Origin of the sequence: Streptomyces sp. NPDC046860 (assembly GCF_040645115.1) — a bacterium.
Classification (GTDB): domain Bacteria; phylum Actinomycetota; class Actinomycetes; order Streptomycetales; family Streptomycetaceae; genus Streptomyces.
This window is the reverse complement of record NZ_JBEYXQ010000012.1, coordinates 57175-73389: the sequence shown is the minus strand read 5'-3', so window position 1 is coordinate 73389 and position 16215 is coordinate 57175. Positions and strand designations below refer to the sequence as shown.

General features: G+C 72.6%; 16 protein-coding genes. 5 read left to right on the top strand and 11 right to left on the bottom strand.

Annotated features, from left to right (window positions below; translation table 11 throughout):
- Positions 1 to 22: 22 nt before the first annotated feature.
- The 4 genes from chvE to ABZ898_RS18965 all read right to left on the bottom strand — a co-directional run bounded on the left by chvE (position 23) and on the right by ABZ898_RS18965 (position 4398).
- Positions 23 to 1141 carry a multiple monosaccharide ABC transporter substrate-binding protein gene (gene chvE, locus ABZ898_RS18980; RefSeq protein WP_361659759.1) on the bottom strand — a complete coding sequence of 373 codons (1119 nt, stop codon included), beginning with the start codon at positions 1139 to 1141 and terminating at the stop codon, positions 23 to 25.
- 59 nt (positions 1142 to 1200) lie between these two features.
- Complete coding sequence (locus ABZ898_RS18975; RefSeq protein WP_361659756.1) at positions 1201 to 2169, bottom strand: hypothetical protein; 969 nt, start codon at positions 2167 to 2169, stop codon at positions 1201 to 1203.
- 79 nt (positions 2170 to 2248) lie between these two features.
- Entirely contained in the window at positions 2249 to 3244 is a 996-nt protein-coding gene (locus tag ABZ898_RS18970) for an alcohol dehydrogenase catalytic domain-containing protein (RefSeq protein WP_361659753.1), read from the bottom strand.
- Complete coding sequence (locus tag ABZ898_RS18965; RefSeq protein WP_361659750.1) at positions 3241 to 4398, bottom strand: mandelate racemase/muconate lactonizing enzyme family protein; 1158 nt, start codon at positions 4396 to 4398, stop codon at positions 3241 to 3243. Before ABZ898_RS18965 ends, ABZ898_RS18970 begins: the two co-directional genes overlap by 4 nt.
- Positions 4399 to 4599: 201 nt before the next feature.
- Between ABZ898_RS18965 and ABZ898_RS18960 the strand changes: the two genes are divergently transcribed.
- Positions 4600 to 5472: a hypothetical protein gene (locus ABZ898_RS18960; RefSeq protein WP_361659747.1), complete on the top strand. Its 873-nt coding sequence runs from the start codon at positions 4600 to 4602 to the stop codon at positions 5470 to 5472.
- Positions 5473 to 5792: 320 nt separating this feature from the next.
- Entirely contained in the window at positions 5793 to 6950 is a 1158-nt protein-coding gene (locus ABZ898_RS18955; protein WP_361659744.1) for a serine hydrolase domain-containing protein, read from the top strand.
- A 127-nt stretch (positions 6951 to 7077) separates the two neighbouring features.
- On the opposite strand, the gene ABZ898_RS18950 is transcribed toward ABZ898_RS18955, so the two are convergent.
- A complete protein-coding gene (locus ABZ898_RS18950) occupies positions 7078 to 8100 on the bottom strand; it encodes an NADP-dependent oxidoreductase (RefSeq protein ID WP_361659741.1) in 1023 nt (340 codons plus the stop codon).
- Between the two features lie 94 nt (positions 8101 to 8194).
- On the opposite strand from ABZ898_RS18950, the gene ABZ898_RS18945 reads away from it, so the two are divergent.
- Positions 8195 to 8638 (top strand): MarR family transcriptional regulator, encoded by a 444-nt coding sequence (locus ABZ898_RS18945; protein WP_361659739.1) that lies wholly within the window; start codon positions 8195 to 8197, stop codon positions 8636 to 8638.
- Positions 8639 to 8689: 51 nt separating this feature from the next.
- Positions 8690 to 9478, top strand: a complete 789-nt coding sequence (locus ABZ898_RS18940; RefSeq protein WP_361659736.1) for an EI24 domain-containing protein — start codon at positions 8690 to 8692, stop codon at positions 9476 to 9478.
- Positions 9479 to 9666: 188 nt separating this feature from the next.
- On the opposite strand, the gene ABZ898_RS18935 is transcribed toward ABZ898_RS18940, so the two are convergent.
- Both ABZ898_RS18935 and ABZ898_RS18930 read right to left on the bottom strand, forming a co-directional pair.
- The gene (locus ABZ898_RS18935; protein WP_361659733.1) at positions 9667 to 10638 is read right to left on the bottom strand and encodes an aldose epimerase family protein; all 972 of its coding nucleotides are present in this window, start codon (positions 10636 to 10638) and stop codon (positions 9667 to 9669) included.
- Between the two features lie 15 nt (positions 10639 to 10653).
- Positions 10654 to 11535 (bottom strand): SGNH/GDSL hydrolase family protein, encoded by an 882-nt coding sequence (locus ABZ898_RS18930; protein WP_361659730.1) that lies wholly within the window; start codon positions 11533 to 11535, stop codon positions 10654 to 10656.
- 266 nt (positions 11536 to 11801) lie between these two features.
- Between ABZ898_RS18930 and ABZ898_RS18925 the strand changes: the two genes are divergently transcribed.
- Positions 11802 to 12296, top strand: coding sequence for a DUF3145 domain-containing protein (locus tag ABZ898_RS18925; protein WP_361659728.1), 495 nt, complete (start codon positions 11802 to 11804; stop codon positions 12294 to 12296).
- A gap of 160 nt (positions 12297 to 12456) precedes the next feature.
- Here the strand turns inward: ABZ898_RS18925 and fabF are convergent, their stop codons facing one another.
- The 4 genes from fabF to ABZ898_RS18905 form a co-directional block, all read right to left on the bottom strand.
- Positions 12457 to 13719, bottom strand: a complete 1263-nt coding sequence (gene fabF / locus ABZ898_RS18920; protein WP_361659725.1) for a beta-ketoacyl-ACP synthase II — start codon at positions 13717 to 13719, stop codon at positions 12457 to 12459.
- Between the two features lie 98 nt (positions 13720 to 13817).
- Positions 13818 to 14066: an acyl carrier protein gene (locus ABZ898_RS18915; RefSeq protein ID WP_030604530.1), complete on the bottom strand. Its 249-nt coding sequence runs from the start codon at positions 14064 to 14066 to the stop codon at positions 13818 to 13820.
- An 83-nt stretch (positions 14067 to 14149) separates the two neighbouring features.
- A complete protein-coding gene (locus ABZ898_RS18910) occupies positions 14150 to 15181 on the bottom strand; it encodes a ketoacyl-ACP synthase III (RefSeq protein WP_361659722.1) in 1032 nt (343 codons plus the stop codon).
- A gap of 16 nt (positions 15182 to 15197) precedes the next feature.
- Positions 15198 to 16136, bottom strand: a complete 939-nt coding sequence (locus ABZ898_RS18905; protein WP_361659720.1) for an ACP S-malonyltransferase — start codon at positions 16134 to 16136, stop codon at positions 15198 to 15200.
- Between the last annotated feature and the right edge of the window lie 79 nt (positions 16137 to 16215).

Sequence of the window (16215 nt, the reverse complement as noted above, 5' to 3'; positions counted from 1 at the left end):
GCCGTGCTGGGGGAGTCGGCCCTCACTTGAGCTGGGACTCGGTGTAGTAGCCGCCGTCGACCAGCACCTCGCGGTAGTTGCCCTTGTCGACGCTGACCGGCTGGAGCAGGTAGGCGGGCACGACCTTGGCACCGTTGTCATAGGTCTTGGTGTCGTTGACCTCGGGCTTCTTGCCCGCGAGGGCGGCGTCGACCATGTTCGCGGCGACCTCGGCGAGCTTGCGGGTGTCCTTGTAGACCGTCTGCGTCTGCTCGCCCGCGATGATCGACTTCACCGACGCCAGCTCCGCGTCCTGCCCGCTGACGACCGGCAGCGGCTTGCCCTTGCCGCCGTAGCCGTCCGACTTCAGCGCGGACAGGATGCCGATGGAGATGCCGTCGTACGGGGAGAGCACCGCGTCGACCCGGCCGGAGCGGTAGGCGGAGGTCAGCACGTCCTCCATGCGGTGCTGGGCGGTGGTGCCGTCCCAGCGCAGCGTGGTGACCTGGTTGAGCGCGGTCTGCCCGGACCTCACCACGAGCTGCTTCTTGTCGATGTACGGCTGGAGCACCTTCATCGCGCCGCCGAAGAAGTACTTGGTGTTGTTGTCGTCGTTGGACCCGGCGAACAGCTCGATGGAGAAGGGCCCCTTCTTGCCGCTGTCCAGCCCCAGCCTGTGCGTGATGTACGTGCCCTGCAGCTCGCCGACCTTCTCGTTGTCGAAGGAGGCGTAGTAGTCGACGTTCTTGGTGCCGAGGATCAGCCGGTCGTAGGCGATGACCGGGATGTGGGCGTCGGACGCCTCCTGGAGCACGTTGTTCAGGGACTTGTTGTCGATGGCCGCGACGACCAGGCCCTTGACGCCCTGGGTGATGAGGTTCTCGATCTGGGCGACCTGGGTGTCCGGGTCGTCCTCGCCGTAGACCAGCTTGGTCTTGAACCCCTTGGCGCGCAGGTTCTTGACGACGTTGGCGCCGTCGGCGATCCAGCGCTCGGAGGACTTGGTCGGCATCGCGATGCCGATCGTGCCGCCCTTGGCGTCGCCGCCCTTGTCCTCGGACCCGCCCTCGCCGCTCTGCCCGCAGGCGGTCAGCGTGAGGGCGAGTACGGCGGTCGCGGCGAAGGCGACTCTCGCGGGGCGTGCGGTGTACCGGTCGCGCATGGGGAACCGTCCTTGTTCGTCTCGGCGTTGAGCGGGTCGGGCCGTGCGGTGGTGCGGGGTCAGTCCGTCGTCGGGAAGCGGTGCAGGGGGCCGGGGAGACGGGTGCCGAGTGGGGCCATGCCCTGGTCGGCGCCGTGCCGGGCGAGCAGGTCCAGCGCCAGCCGGCCGCGCCGCACCCGCTCCCGCGCGGTGTCCAGCGCCACGGCCCTGAGATGGGCGCCCGAGGGGTAGATGCCGGGCGCCCTGGACAGGCCGAACTTCAGATACAGCGGGGCGCCGCGCCGGATCAGCTCGGCCACCTCGTACATCCGCACCTGGCCGCCGAGGTCGTCCGGCGACTCGATGTACATGTCCATGGGGGCGCCGGACACCCGCCGGATCTCGGTGAGATGGGCGAGGGTGAGATCGCCGGGCACGTTGATCGAGTCGGCGCCCAGCCGCTCGAACACCGCGTAGGAGACCGGGTTGACCGGGCCGATCAGCGCGGACACCTTGAGCGTGGTGTCCGCCGGGAGCACCCCCGACTCCCGCGCCCGGTGCAGCGCCCACAGCACGCCCTCGTCGGCCACCAGCAGGCAGCGCACGCCCAGTTCGGTGGCGCGCACCGCGTCCTCGACGCAGCCGGCCACCGCGTCGTGGCCCCGGGCGCGCGGGCCGCCGCCGCGCGAGTCGGAGCGCACCGCGCCACCGGTGTCCCAGGTGCCGCGCGGCCCGGTGAACAGGCACAGCTCGATGCCGCGTTCGCGGGTCGCCCCGGCCATCTCGGTGATCTCGGCGTCCGTGAGCATCCAGACGCCGCTGCCCTGGCTGATCCGGTGCACCGGCACGTCCAGCCGTGCCGCCTCCGCCAGCACCACGGCCAGCGCCTCTGGCCCCTCGCACGACGGGATCTCGGTACGCCAGCTCCCGCCGCCCGGGAAGCGGTGCGGGGACGCGTCGGCGGGGTCGGGGGCGGGCGCGGCCAGCCCCAGAGCGGCGAGCGCCCGCTCGCCGGGCCTGCGGACTGCCGGAGCGGAAAGGTCGGTCACGGGCTGCCTTTCGTGTTCGGTATGCCGGACAGGGTTCGGATCGTCGGGCGGGAGAATCCCCGGGGCCGGTACGCGCGGGTCAGGGCAGCAGCAGCACCTTCCCGGCGCCCGTCCCGGCGAGCTCCACCGCCCGCGCGAACTCGGTCAGCGGCAGCCGGTGCGCCACCAGGGGCAGCGGGTCCAGCAGCCCGGCGCCGAACAGCCGCACCGCGTGCGCCCAGGCGGCCGGGGGAGCCCCGAAGACCGTGCGCACCTCCAGCCGACGTACGACCAGGCCGGCCGGGTCCAGCCCTGCCGCGCCCGGCGCCGGGATGCCGGTCAGCACCAGGCGTCCACCGCGCCGGAGCAGGGCGGCGGCCGTGCGCGCTGCCTCGGCGGAGCCCGCGGCCTCGATCACCACGTCGTACCCGCCGGGCAGCCCGGGGCCGCTCACGGCGAAGTCCGTGGCGCCGAACTCCTTCGCCAGCGGCTCGCGTTCACGGTCGAGGCCCACCAGCAGCAGCTCGCCGGGGGAGATCGCCGCGAGGAACCGCACCGCGAGCATCCCGAGCGTGCCGGTGCCGACCACCGCGACCCGCTCGCCGGGCCGGGCGCCGGCCAGCAGGGCGGCGGCCGCGACACAGGCGGCGGGCTCCAGCAGGGCGGCCGCGGTGAGGTCGGCGCCGTCGGGCAGGGGGTGCAGCAGCCGGGCCGGCAGGGTGAGCGTGGGTGCCATCGCGCCGGGCCGGGTGAAGCCGGTCTCCTCGTACCCCGCCTCGCACAGCGTCGTCTCGCCCGCGTGACAGCGCGCGCACACCTGGCAGTTGCGGAACCCCTCGCCGACCACCTTGCGGCCCACCAGCCGCTCGGGCACCCCGGAGCCCACCGCGCGGACCGTGCCGGACCACTCGTGGCCCGGCACCACCGGGTAACGCACGTACTCCGCAGGCCGGTTGCCCCGGTACAGCTCGCGGTCGCTGCCGCAGACGCCCACCGCGTGCACCGCGACCAGGGCCTCGCCCGGGCCGGGTTCGCGCGGGGTGTGCGGCTCCAGCCGGTGCGTGCCCGGCGCCTCGACCACCACCTGGACGCTCACTTCGTCCCCTTCGGCCGGCGCCGCTCCCAGCCCTCGGCCCACAGGTCGAACCGGGCCTGCTGCTGCGGGAACTCGGCTGCCGCGTCGGTGTCCAGCTCCACGCCGAGACCGGGGGCCTCGGAGAGGTGGAAGTAGCCGTCGACCACCTCGGGCGCTCCCTTGACGACGTTCTTGATCTCGGCGTCCGCGAAGTCGTTGAAGTGCTCCAGGATCTTGAAGTTCGGTGTCGTGAAGCCGACTTGGAGCGAGGCGGCGGTGAGGACCGGGCCGCCCACGTTGTGCGGGGCGAGCAGCGTGTAGTGGGTCTCGGCGGTGGCGGCGAGCTTGCGGGTCTCCCAGATGCCGCCGATGTGGCCGACGTCCGGCTGGATGATGTCCGCCGCCTGGCTCTCGAAGAGTTCCCGGAACTCGATCCGGTCGTGCATCCGCTCCCCGGTGGCGATCGGGATGTCGACCTTGGCGGCCACCTTCTCCAGCGCCTTGAGGTTCTCCGGCGGCACCGGCTCCTCCAGCCACGCCGGGTCGAAGGGCGCGAGTTCCCGGGCGAGGCGGATCGCGGTGGCGGGGGAGAAACGGCCGTGCATCTCCAGCATCAGCTCGGTGTCCGGCCCGATCGCGTCCCGTACGGCCTCGATCAGGGAGACCGCGTACCGGGTGCGCTCGTGGTCCAGCTCGAAGTGTCCGGTGCCGAACGGGTCGATCTTCAGGGCCCGGTAGCCCCGCGCCACGACCGCGCGGGCCGCCTCGTGGTACGCCTGAGGGGTGCGCTCGGTGGTGTACCAGCCGTTCGCGTACGCCTTGACCCGGTCGGTGACCTTCCCGCCGAGCAGCTGCCACACCGGTACGCCGAGCGCCTTGCCCTTGATGTCCCAGCAGGCCGTCTCGACCACCGCGATCCCGGACATCACGATCTCGCCGGCCCGCCCGAAGTCGCCGTACTTCATGCGGCGCACCAGGTCCTCCACGGCGAACGGGTCCGAGCCCGCGATGTGGTTGGCCTCGGCCTCCCGCAAGTACCCCAGCAGGGCATCGGTGTGACCGAGCATCCGGGTCTCCCCGACCCCGGTGAGCCCTTCGTCCGTGTGGACCTGCACATAGGTCAGATTGCGCCACGGTGTGCCGACCACATGGGTGCTGATTCCGGTGATACGCACGCCCGTCCACCCCTCGGTGTTCGAAATTTCGTCATGCGTTCGAAATGCTGGCGTGACAGTAGGGAGGGCGTGCGGGGGGTGTCAATGGGGCGAACACGTAACGGTTCCGGCACGGGGATGCGCGGAACTCACGGTCCCGCACGAAACCTTCACAGCGGCACCTAGGAACGTGACCGGGGTGGAATCTAGTCTTCCCGCGTCATGGACTACTGCCACCCGTGCCGACGGCACCTCAACGGCGCCCTGGCCTGCCCCGGCTGCGGCGCGCCCGCCCTGTCGGCCGTCGCGCCGGTCGCCCACACCCCGGCGGGCACGGTGGCGGACCCCTACGGCCAGAGCGCTCCCGCCGCCCCCGCCCCCGCCGCCCCGGCACCCGGCCCCGCGGCGACCGCCCCGCAGCCGAGGGTGCCCCAGCAGGCCGACCGACGCGGGACGCACGAGCCGCCCGCCGAACCCGTCGCCCCCGCGTACGAACAGCCCGCGTACGACGAGCCCACGTACGACGAGCCCTCCTACGACGAGGCGGACGACCCGGACCCCGCCGGACCGGACGACGGCGTCCCCGACGGCAGCAGACGCGACCGCAAGGCCGCCGCGCACCGCCGCCGCAGACGCCGCACGCTGATGCTGGTGACCGGCTTCGTCCTCGCGGCGGGCGCCCTGAGCCTCGCCGAACTGGGCACCGACGCCCCCTTCTCCTTCGACCGGCCCGCCGCCTCCGGCGACGCCTCCCCGGACGGCGGCGCGGCCTCCGTCGCGCCGGACCCGAGCGGCGCCCCCTCGGGGACCGCCTCCGCCGAGGCGACCAGCGCCCGCAGCGCCTCTGCCTCGCCGTCCGGCTCGTCCTCCGCCTCGCCGTCGCAGTCCGCCTCGCAGACGGCCTCCGAGTCCCCGTCGGCCGACCCCGCCACCCGGCGTCCCGCCACCACCCCCCGGGACTCCGCCCCGGCCGCCGGCCGGCCGGCCCCCGCCAAGCCCACCCCCACCCCGACCGCGGCCCCCACCACGTCCGGCCCGGCCCCCCAGCCCTCCCCGACCAAGAACTGCGACCGCTTCCTGTGGTGGTGCACCTGACACCCTGGCGTCCTCCGCCCCGCCCGGCGGGACGCCCCCCGGGCGCCCGCCGCGGAAGCGCGCGCCCCCTGGTGACCCGCGTCCGCCGCCCCGAGCAGGGCAGGCGCACACCCTGAGACCCGGCCGCCCGTCCGTGCCCCGGTCGCCGCCGTACGAACCCCCGTGCCATCCGCCATCCGGGGCAACGGTGACACCAACCGGGCCCCGAGGCTGTTGAGTCGAACAGGTACATCTCGCCGTACACGACCTCGGAATGCGCCGGCCGGACCCGGCGCCGTGCGAGGAGGAGCAGCGAGCAGCGGCTCAGTTGAGGAGAACGGATGAGTCAGGACAGCACCGTCCAGGGCACGGTCGCCGAGGGGTTCGAGGCGGTGCGCGAGGAGTTCGCCGCGTTCGTCTCCGGAGAACAGCCGGACTACGAGGGCCAGTTGTGCGCCTACGTGGACGGACGCCGGGTCGTCGACCTGTGGGCGGGTGAGGATGCCGACGGCGACTCGCTGTACGGCGTCTTCTCCTCCACCAAGGGCGCCGCCCATCTGGTCGCGGCACTGCTGGTCCAGGACGGCACTCTCGAACTGGACCGCAAAGTCACCTACTACTGGCCCGAGTTCGGCGTCGAGGGCAAGGGCGCCCTGACCCTGCGCGACCTGCTCGCCCACCGCGCCGGACTCGTCGGCACCGACACCGGCTTCAGCGCGGCCGAGCTGGCCGACGACCGCGCGCTCGCCGAACGCCTCGCCGACCAGCGCCCGTTCTGGCGGCCCGGCACCGCCTTCGGCTACCACGCGCTCACGATGGGCGCCCTCACCGGCGAGGTGGTCCGCCGGGCCACCGGCCACACCGTCCAGGAGCTGTACGAGGAGCGGGTCCGCGCCCCCTACGGCCTCGACTTCTTCCTCGGCCTGCCCGCCTCGCGCGAGCCCCGCTTCCGCGACACCCTGCCGATGGTGCCGACCCCGGCCCAGCAGGCGGAGGCCGAGCTGCGCCGCGGCGGCCCGCACACCCTGCCCTCCATCGCCCGCAACCAGCACGCCCCGCGCCCCACCGACCTCCAGGCGCTGCCGAACGACCGCGCCGTCCGCGCGGCCGGCCAGGCGTCCATCGGCGGGGTCGCCTCGGCGCGCGGCCTGGCGGGGATGTACGCGGCGATGATCGGCGAGGTGGACGAGAAGGCGCCGCTGCTCAAGGGCGACACGCTCGCGGAGTTCGGGCAGCCGCACTCGGCCGGGCACGACCTGGTGACCCGCGCCCACGGGGTGTTCGGCCTCGGCTTCGAGTGCACGTCCGAGGTCTGGCACCCCTTCCTCGGCGCGGGCACGGTCGGCCACTGCGGCGCGTCCGGGTCGCAGGCGTTCGCCGACCCCCGCGGCCACCTCGCCTACGGCTACACCCGCCGCCGCTGCGCCCACCCCGGCGGCGCGGCCCCGGAGAACGACCGCCTGGCGGCGGCGGTGCACCGGGCGGCGCTGGGCGGCTGAACCGGGCATGGCGGAGGCCGCACCCCACGTCCAGGGATGCGGCCTCCGACAGGTGCAACGACCGGAACCGGCTCACGTCACCGGCGAGTTCCGGATCGGTGACCTCCGCACCGGAGCCCGGCGATCGTCAGAGCTTGACGATCATCTTTCCGGTGTTGTCGCCGCGCAGTACCCCGAGGAACGCCTCCAGCGTGTTCTGGATGCCGTCCGCGACCGTCTCCCGGTACTTCAGCTCGCCCGAGGCGACCCACGGCCCTACCTCGCGGACGAACTCCGGCTGGAGGTCGTAGTGGTCGCCGACGAGGAAGCCCTCGATGCGGCCGCGGGTCTGGATCAGGCGGGTGAGGTTGTTCGGGCCGGGTGCGGGCTCGGTGTTGTTGTAGACCGAGATCATGCCGCAGATCGCGATGCGCCCGTGCAGGTTCAGCTCGGCGATGGCGGCCTGGAGGTGGTCGCCGCCGACGTTGTCGAAGTACACGTCGATGCCGTCCGGGGCGGCCGCGCGGAGCTGCTCGCCCACCGGGCCGTCCTTGTAGTTGAACGCGGCGTCGAAGCCGTACTCGTCGACCAGCAGCCGCACCTTCTCGTCGGACCCGGCCGAGCCGATGACGCGCGAGGCGCCCTTCAGCCTGGCGAGCTGACCGACCTGGCTGCCCACCGCGCCGGCCGCGCCGGAGACGAAGACGACGTCGCCCTCCTTGAACCCGGCGACGCGCAGCAGACCGGCGTACGCGGTCAGGCCCGTCATGCCGAGCACACCGAGGTACGTCGACAGCGGCGCGGCGTCCGGGTCGACCTTGACGGCCCGCTTCGCGTCCACCGCCGCGTACTCCCGCCAGCCCGCGAAGTGCAGCAGGTGGTCCCCGGCCTCGATGCCGTCGACGTCGGAGGCGACGACCACGCCCACCGCGCCGCCCTCCATCGGCTCACCCAGGGCGAACGGGGCGGAGTAGGACTTCGCGGCGCTCATCCGGCCGCGCATGTACGGGTCCACCGAGAGGTATTCGTTGCGCACCAGCACCTGGCCCTCGCCGGGGACCGGCATCGGCGCCTCGACGAGCGCGAAGTCCTCGGGCTCCGGCCAGCCGACCGGACGGCGCAGCAGGTGCCACTCGCGGCTGACCGCGGGAAGGGTGGGGGAGTCGGACATGGGGGCGACCTTCTTCCTCAGAAAGCTTCAGTACCTGAAATAACAATGAGCCTGAATATTTAAAGATGTCAAGTAAGCGGGTATCCTGGAGCGCATGTCCACCCCGTCCGCGCACCACCGCCGCGCTGTCGACCCCCTGACCATGGAGGTCGTCGAGCTGATCGGCGACGTCGTGTCCCGCTTCTACGCGGACTACGAGGAGGCCGCGGCCACCCACGCGCTCACCGGCCCCCAGGCCCGGCTGCTCAGCCTCCTGGCCCTGGAGCCGCTGCCCATGCGCAAGCTCGCCCAGCGGCTGAAGTGCGAGCCCTCCAACGTGACCGGCATCGTGGACCGGCTGGAGTCGCGCGGCCTGGCCGAGCGCCGCCCCGACAGCGCCGACCGCCGGGTCAAGCTCGCCGCCGCCACCGAGGAGGGCCTGCGGGTCGCCCGGGACCTGCGCGAGGGCCTGCGCTTCGCCCGCGAGCCCCTCGCCGGCCTCTCCGCCGCCGAACGCGGCTCCCTGCGCGACCTGCTGCGCCGCATGCTGGACTCCTGAACCGCCGACCGCCCGGCCGTCCCCCGCGCCGCGCCGGGTAGAGTCCCCGGCATGCGTGACTTCGGGGTGGGCTTCCGTCATCTCCTCAGCGGCCAGCGGTGGGTGGCCCGGCACGGACGGCAGTACGGCTTCGGCCTGCTGCCCGGCCTGATCACCCTCGTCCTCTACGTGGCGGCGCTCGTCGCGCTCGCCCTGTGGGGCTCCGACGCCGTCTCCTGGGCGACCCCGTTCGCCGACGACTGGTCCAGCCCCTGGCAGGGCGTCTTCCGGGGCTTCCTCACCGTCGTCCTGTTCGCCCTCGCCCTGCTGCTCGCGGTCCTCACCTTCACCGCCGCCACCCTGCTGATCGGTCAGCCCTTCTACGAGAGCCTGTCCGAGCGCACCGACGCCGACGTCTCGCCCGACGGCACCGCGCCCAGCTCCGACCGGCCGATGTGGCGCGACCTGTGGATCTCCGCCCGCGACAGCCTGCGCATCCTGCTGCGCGCCTCGGTGTGGGGCGTCCTGCTGTTTGCGCTCGGCTTCCTGCCCGTCGTCGGCCAGACCGTCGTCCCGGTCGTCGGCTTCTTCGTCACCGGGTTCTTCCTCACCGAGGAACTGACCGCCGTCGCCCTCCAGCGCCGGAATGTCGACCTGCGCGCCCGCCTCACCCTGCTGCGCTCCCGCAAGACGCTGGCCTGGGGCTTCGGCGTCCCGCTCGGCCTCGCTTTCCTGGTCCCCGTCGTCGCCGTGTTCCTGATGCCCGGCGCGGTCGCCGGGGCCACCCTCCTGACCCGCGACCTGCTCGGCGAGCCCCTCGCCGAGGAGCAGCCGGAGAGCGACGAGGCGGTCACCGCCTGATCCCCCCGGGGCGCCCGACGCGGCGAACTCGTGACCCGCGCGTGAAGGGTTCGTACGAGAAGCGGCCCGGACCCCCGATCCGTCGCCCCGGGCCGCCCCGCGCCGATTAACGTCGACACCAGCCCCGGTCCCGGAACCTGACACCCGGACCGGGGCTGAATACTGTCCGGCGACCCCGGCGCGGATGTCTAACGGACCCCGAAGCCGTACACCGTCTGAGAGCGGTACACCTCGCCCGGCTCCAGCCGGGTGGTCGGGAAGTCCGGGCGGTTCGGTGAGTCCGGGAAGTGCTGGGTCTCCAGCGCGATCCCCTCGCCCGGCGCGAACGGGGCGCCCAGATGGTCGGCGGTGTAGAGCTGGAGGCCCGGCTCGGTCGTCGCCACCGTCAGCACCCGCCCGGACGCGGGGTCGTACAGCTCGGCGACCTCAGCGGCCGCCTCCGACACCCCCTTGTCCAGCACGTAGTTGTGGTCGTACCCCGAGCCGATCTTGCGGGCCGCGCGGAAGTCGAAGCGCGAGCCGGTCACGTCCAGCGGCTCGCCCACCGGGATCAGACCGTCGTCCACCGGGGTGTACCGCGAGGCGTCCAGGCGCAGTTCGTGGCCGCCCGCGTGGCCCGAGCCGCCCAGGTTCCAGTACGAGTGGTTGGTCAGGTTCACCACCGTCGGCGCGTCCGTCACCGCCTCGTAGGCGATCCGCAGCGCGCCCGACGCGTCCAGCGTGTACGTCGCCGACACCTCCAGCCGGCCCGGGAAGCCCTCCTCGCCGTGCGGGCTGACCCGGCTCAGCCGCAGCCCGTGCTCCACCGGCTCCGCGTCCCACACGTACCGGTCGAAGCCGCGCTCGCCGCCGTGCAGCGAGTTGGGCCCGTTGTTCGGCGCCAGGGCGTAGGTCCGCCCGTCCAGCGGGAAGCGGCCGCCCGCGATGCGGTTGGCGTACCGGCCCACCAACGCGCCCAGATACGGCCTCGGATGCTCGACATAGCCCTCCAGGGAACGGAATCCGAGCACCACGTCCGCCGTGCGCCCCTCCCGGTCCGGCACCTCGGCCGACTGCACGATCCCGCCGTACGACAGCACCCGGACCCGCACACCACCGCGCTCGAGCGTCCAGCGGTGCACCTGGGTCCCGTCGGAAAGTGTGCCGAAAAGTTCGCCCATGTGGGAAACCTTAGGTCACCGGCTGCGCTCCGTGACCTTCCGGTACGCGATCTCGGCGAGCCTGGCCTGACCGTCCCGGCTCGGATGGAACCAGTCCCACCTGCTCAACTGCCCGGTGCCGAAGCGGTAGTCGAAGACCGCGTTGCCGTCGGAGCGGCAGCGCTCGTCCTTCGCGCACACCTCGGCCAGCACCGTGTTGTACGCCTCCACGCGCCGCTGGACCTCCTGCCGGCGCACCGTCGCCGCCGCGGTCAGATCGTCCGCGCCGCGCAGCATCGACGGGCAGATGCCCAGCTTCCACACCTCCTTGCCCAGCGGGTCCGCCCGCCCCTGCGACCACAGCCGCAGCAGGTTCGGCACGCTCGCCACGTACACCTGCGTCCTCGGCAGCCTCGCGCGCAGCGTGGCCATCGACCGCTCGAAGTCCGCGCGGAAGTCCGCCACCGGGGTCATCGCCGACACCGAGGAACGGCAGGCGTCGTTCGCCCCCACCATCACCGTCACCAGCTCCGGGCGGCGGGTCACCGCCCGCGCCAGCTGGTCCGGCAGGTCGGCCATCCGGGCGCCGGTCTCCGCGTAGTTCCAGCCCCGCTCGGCCGCGCCCCGCCTGCCCAGCAGCCGCACCGCGAGGCTGTCCACCGACGCGTCGCCGCCGGTCGCCCAGGAGACACCGGGGCAGTCCGAGAGCACCTGGCACGCGTCGAAGCCGCGGGTGATCGAGTCGCCCACCGCCGCGATCGAGTCTGGGCTCGCGTCCCACGCCGGCGACGCCTTCGGGGACGGCCGGGACACGCCCGTACCCACGCCGTCACCCCGGATGGAGTCACACCCGCTCGCCAGCACGGCCGCCGCCAGCACGGCGAGGGCGGCCCGCGCCCGGTGGCCTGGTCTCCGCATCCCCGCAGGTCCCCTCGCTAGTCGGCGCACCGCCCGCCGGTGCGTCCCCCCATCACAACGCGGGAGGGTTCCCGTACCGCCGAGCCGGAACGGCACACCCCCGTACAAGCGTCCCCCTGGGTGAATGGCGGAGGTTTCCTGGCACCCGGACCGACGGTACGTCACACTCCTTGCATCCCCGCAAGGTAGCCTCGCCATCAGTGCGGCCTTCGCGTCAACGCCGCATCGCCAGTCCGCAAGATGTCCCGCTCAGCCCGGAGGTTCCGGTGACGACACGTGGAGTTCTGTACGTGCACTCCGCGCCGCGCGCGCTGTGCCCGCATGTCGAGTGGGCCGTAGCCGGGGTGCTGGGCACACGCGTCAGCCTCGACTGGATCAGGCAGCCCGCCGCCCCGGGCACCTGGCGCTCGGAGTTCTCCTGGCAGGGCGAGGCGGCCACCGCCTCCAAGCTCGCCTCCGCGCTGCGCGGCTGGCAGCTGCTGCGCTTCGAGGTCACCGCCGAGCCCTCCGCCCGCGCCGAGGGGGAGCGCTACAGCTGCACCCCCGACCTCGGCATCTTCCACGCCGTCACCGGCATCCACGGCGACATCCTCATCCCCGAGGACCGGCTGCGTGCCGCCCTCCAGCGCGGCAGACAGGGCGAGACCGACCTCGAGGCCGACATCTCCAGGCTCCTCGGCAAGCCCTGGGACGACGAACTGGAACCCTTCCGCCACGCGGGCGAGGGCGCCCCGGTCCGCTGGCTCCACCAGGTGGTGTGAGCGAGCCTTCTCAACGGGGTCAAGGGCAGCCGACCCCAGGGGCGCGGGGAACCGCGCGACAAGCCACGACGCACCCGCACCCGGCGACGACAAGCACCACCAACGGCGAATGGCCCGGCCTCCACCGAAGGAGACCGGGCCATCACGGCGTTACGCCGGCTCAGACCGACCGGAACGCCAAGACCACATTGTGGCCGCCGAAGCCGAACGAGTCGTTCAGGGCGGCGATCCGGCCCTCGGGGAGCGCGCGCGGCCCGCCGACGACGACGTCCGCGTCCACCTCGGGGTCCAGCTCCGAGACGTTGATGGTCGGCGGAGCGGTGCGGTGCACCAGGGCCAGGACGGACGCGACGGTCTCGATACCGCCCGCGCCGCCCAGCAGGTGACCGGTCATCGACTTGGTCGCCGAGATCGCCATGTGGTCGACGTCGTCGCCGAAGACCTTGCGCAGCGCCTTGATCTCGGCCACGTCGCCCTGCGGCGTCGAGGTCGCGTGCGCGTTCACGTGCACGATCTCCGCCGGCTTCAGGTCGGTCGAGTCCAGCAGGTTCTGCAGCGCCTGCGCGATGCCGTTGCCCGAGGGCTCCGGCTGCGTGATGTGGTGCGCGTCCGCGGAGACGCCCTGGCCGATGGCCTCGGCGTAGATCCGGGCGCCGCGCGCCTTGGCGTGCTCCTCGGACTCCAGCACGATCACACCGGCGCCCTCACCGAGCACGAAGCCGTCACGGCCCGAGTCGTAGGGGCGGGACGCGCCCTCGGGGTCGTCGTTGTTCTTGGACATCGCCATCATGTTGCCGAAGGCGACGATGGGAAGCGGGTGGATGGCGGCCTCGGTACCACCGGCCACGACCACGTCCGCACGCCCGGTGCGGATCATCTCGATCGCGTACCCGATGGCCTCCGCGCCCGAGGCGCAGGCCGAGACCGGGGTGTGCACACCGGCGCGGGCACCCAGCTCGATACCGACGTTGGCCGCCGGGGAGTTGGGCATCAGCATCGGCACGGTGTGCGGGGAGACGCGGCGGACGCCCTTCTCCTTGAGCACGTCGTACTGGTCCAGCAGGGTCGTCACACCGCCGATGCCGGAGGCGATGACCGCCCCGAGCCGGTCGGGGTCGACGGCCTGGTCCTCGCCGGCCCTGGCGGTGAAACCGGCGTCCTGCCAGGCTTCCTTGGCCGCGATCAGCGCGAACTGTGCCGAGCGGTCCAGCTTGCGGGCCTGCGGGCGGGGGAGGATCTCACCGGGCTCGACCGCGACACGCGCGGCGATCTTGACCGGCAGCTCCTGCGCCCAGTCCTCCTGAAGGCGGCCGACACCGGACCGGCCGGCGAGCAGGGCCTCCCAGGTGGAGGGCACGTCGCCACCCAGCGGTGTGGTTGCGCCGATACCGGTGACGACCACGGTGCGATTGGTCGGGCTCACGGGAATTCTTTCTCCAACGATGCGGGAATGTACGGCGCCACCGCCGGGTGGCGGGGCCTTGCGGTCTCAAGGCCTTACGGCCTCGAGACCCACGAGTCTCAGGCCTGGTGCTTGAGGATGTAGTCGGTGGCGTCACCGACGGTCTTGAGGTTCTTGACGTCCTCGTCCGGGATCTTCACGTCGAAGCGCTCTTCGGCGGCGACGACGACCTCGACCATGGACAGGGAGTCGACGTCGAGGTCGTCCGTGAACGACTTGTCGAGCTTGACGTCCTCGACGGGGATGCCGGCGATCTCGTTCACGATCTCGGCAAGGCCGGCGACGATCTCTTCCTGGGTGGCGGCCATGTCAGGCGCTCTCCTTCTTCGATGTTCAGACGGTTAAGCGGCAATTCTCCCCGCATCGGACCGGATGGTCCGGCACGGAGTGCCTAGGGGAGGGTAACGACCGTGGCGGCGTAGACCAGACCCGCCCCGAATCCGATGACGAGCGCCGTGTCGCCGCTCTTGGCCTCGCCGGTCGCCAGAAGCCGCTCCATCGCGAGCGGGATCGACGCGGCCGAGGTGTTGCCGGTGGTGCGGATGTCACGGGCGACCGTGACATGCTCCGGCAGCTTCAGAGTCTTCACCATCGAGTCGATGATCCGCACATTGGCCTGGTGCGGGATGAAGACGTCCAGGTCGTCCGAGGAGATCCCGGCCGCGTCCAGCGCCTGCTGGGCGACCTTCGCCATCTCGAACACGGCCCAGCGGAACACCGCCTGGCCCTCCTGCGTGATCGCGGGGAACTTCACGTTGCCCGCGCTGTCCAGGGGCAGCTGGGAGACGTCGCCGACGGCGAAGCGGTCCCACGGCACCGTCTGCTTGATGGTGCCGGCCTTGTCGCCCTCGGAACCCCAGACGGTCGGGCCGATGGCGGGGTCCTGCGAGGGACCGACCACGACCGCGCCCGCGCCGTCGCCGAACAGGAAGGCCGTCGCGCGGTCCTCCAGGTCGGTCAGGTCGCTCAGCCGCTCCACGCCGATGACGAGCACGTAGTCGGCGGAACCTTCCACCACCATGCCCTTGGCGAGGGTCAGGCCGTAGCCGAAGCCCGCGCAGCCCGCCGAGATGTCGAACGCGGCGGCCTTGTCGGTGCCCAGCTTGTCCGCGATCTCCGTGGCCACGGCCGGGGTCTGGCTGAAGTGCGAGACGGTGGAGACGACCACGGCGCCGATCTGCTCGGCGTCGATGCCCGCGTCGGCGATCGCCTTGCCCGCGGCCTCGACCGACATCGCGGCGACCGTCTCGTCCGGTCCCGCCCAGTGCCGGGTCTCGATCCCGGAGCGGGACCTGATCCACTCGTCGGAGGAGTCGATCGTCTCCAGGATCACCTCGTTGGGCACCACCCGGGTCGGGCGGTAGCCGCCGACCCCGAGGATGCGCGCGTACGGGGCGCCCTTGCTGGGCTTGATCTTCGCCATTGGCATGGGCTCCTTGTCAGGCGCCGGCCGCGTCAGCGGCAGGAGTCGCGGTCTCGGCGATGAGCGCGCGCGCCGCGTCGAGATCCTCGGGGGTCTTCAGGGCGAGCGTCCGTACACCGGGCAGCGCGCGCTTGGCCAGACCGGTCAGCGTGCCGCCGGGGCACACCTCGATCAGCGCGGTGGCGCCCAGTTCCTTGAAGGTCTCCATGCACAGGTCCCAGCGGACCGGGTTGGCGACCTGGCCGACCAGCCGCTCCAGGACCTCGGCGCCGGACGCGACGGTCCGGCCGTCCTTGTTGGAGACGTAGGTCAGCTTCGGGTCCGCCGGAGCCAGCTCGGCCGCGGCCTTGGCCAGCGTCTCCACGGCGGGCGCCATGTGGCGGGTGTGGAAGGCGCCGGCCACCTTCAGCGGGACGACCTTGCGGACGCCCTCCGGCTTGTCCTCCAGCAGGGCCGCGAGCTGCTCCATCGTGCCCGCGGCGACGATCTGGCCCGCGCCGTTGATGTTGGCCGGAGTCAGGCCCAGCTTCTGAAGGTGCGCGACGGAGACCTCCGGGTCGCCGCCCAGCAGCGCCGACATGCCGGTCTCGGTGATCGCGGCGGCCTCGGCCATGGCCAGACCCCGCCTGCGCACCAGGTTCAGGGCGGAGATGTCGTCCAGCACGCCCGCGAAGGCGGCGGCGGTGATCTCGCCGACGCTGTGGCCCGCGACCGCGCCCGGCGCGATGTCACCCAGTGCCGCGGCGGACAGCAGCCCGGCCGCGACCAGCAGCGGCTGCGCCACGGCGGTGTCGCGGATCGCGTCCGCGTCGGCCTGCGTTCCGTAGTGGACGAGGTCCAGTCCGATGGCGTCGGACCACGCGGCGACGCGGTCGGCGGCACCGGGGAGTTCGAGCCAGGGGGTCAGGAAGCCGGGCGTCTGGGCGCCCTGGCCGGGAGCGACGAGTACGAGCACTCTCACACTCTCTCTTGGAGACGGCCGGAGCCGCCCGTGGGGACAGGGACGAAGAACATGGAAGGCTTTTGTGGGCCCC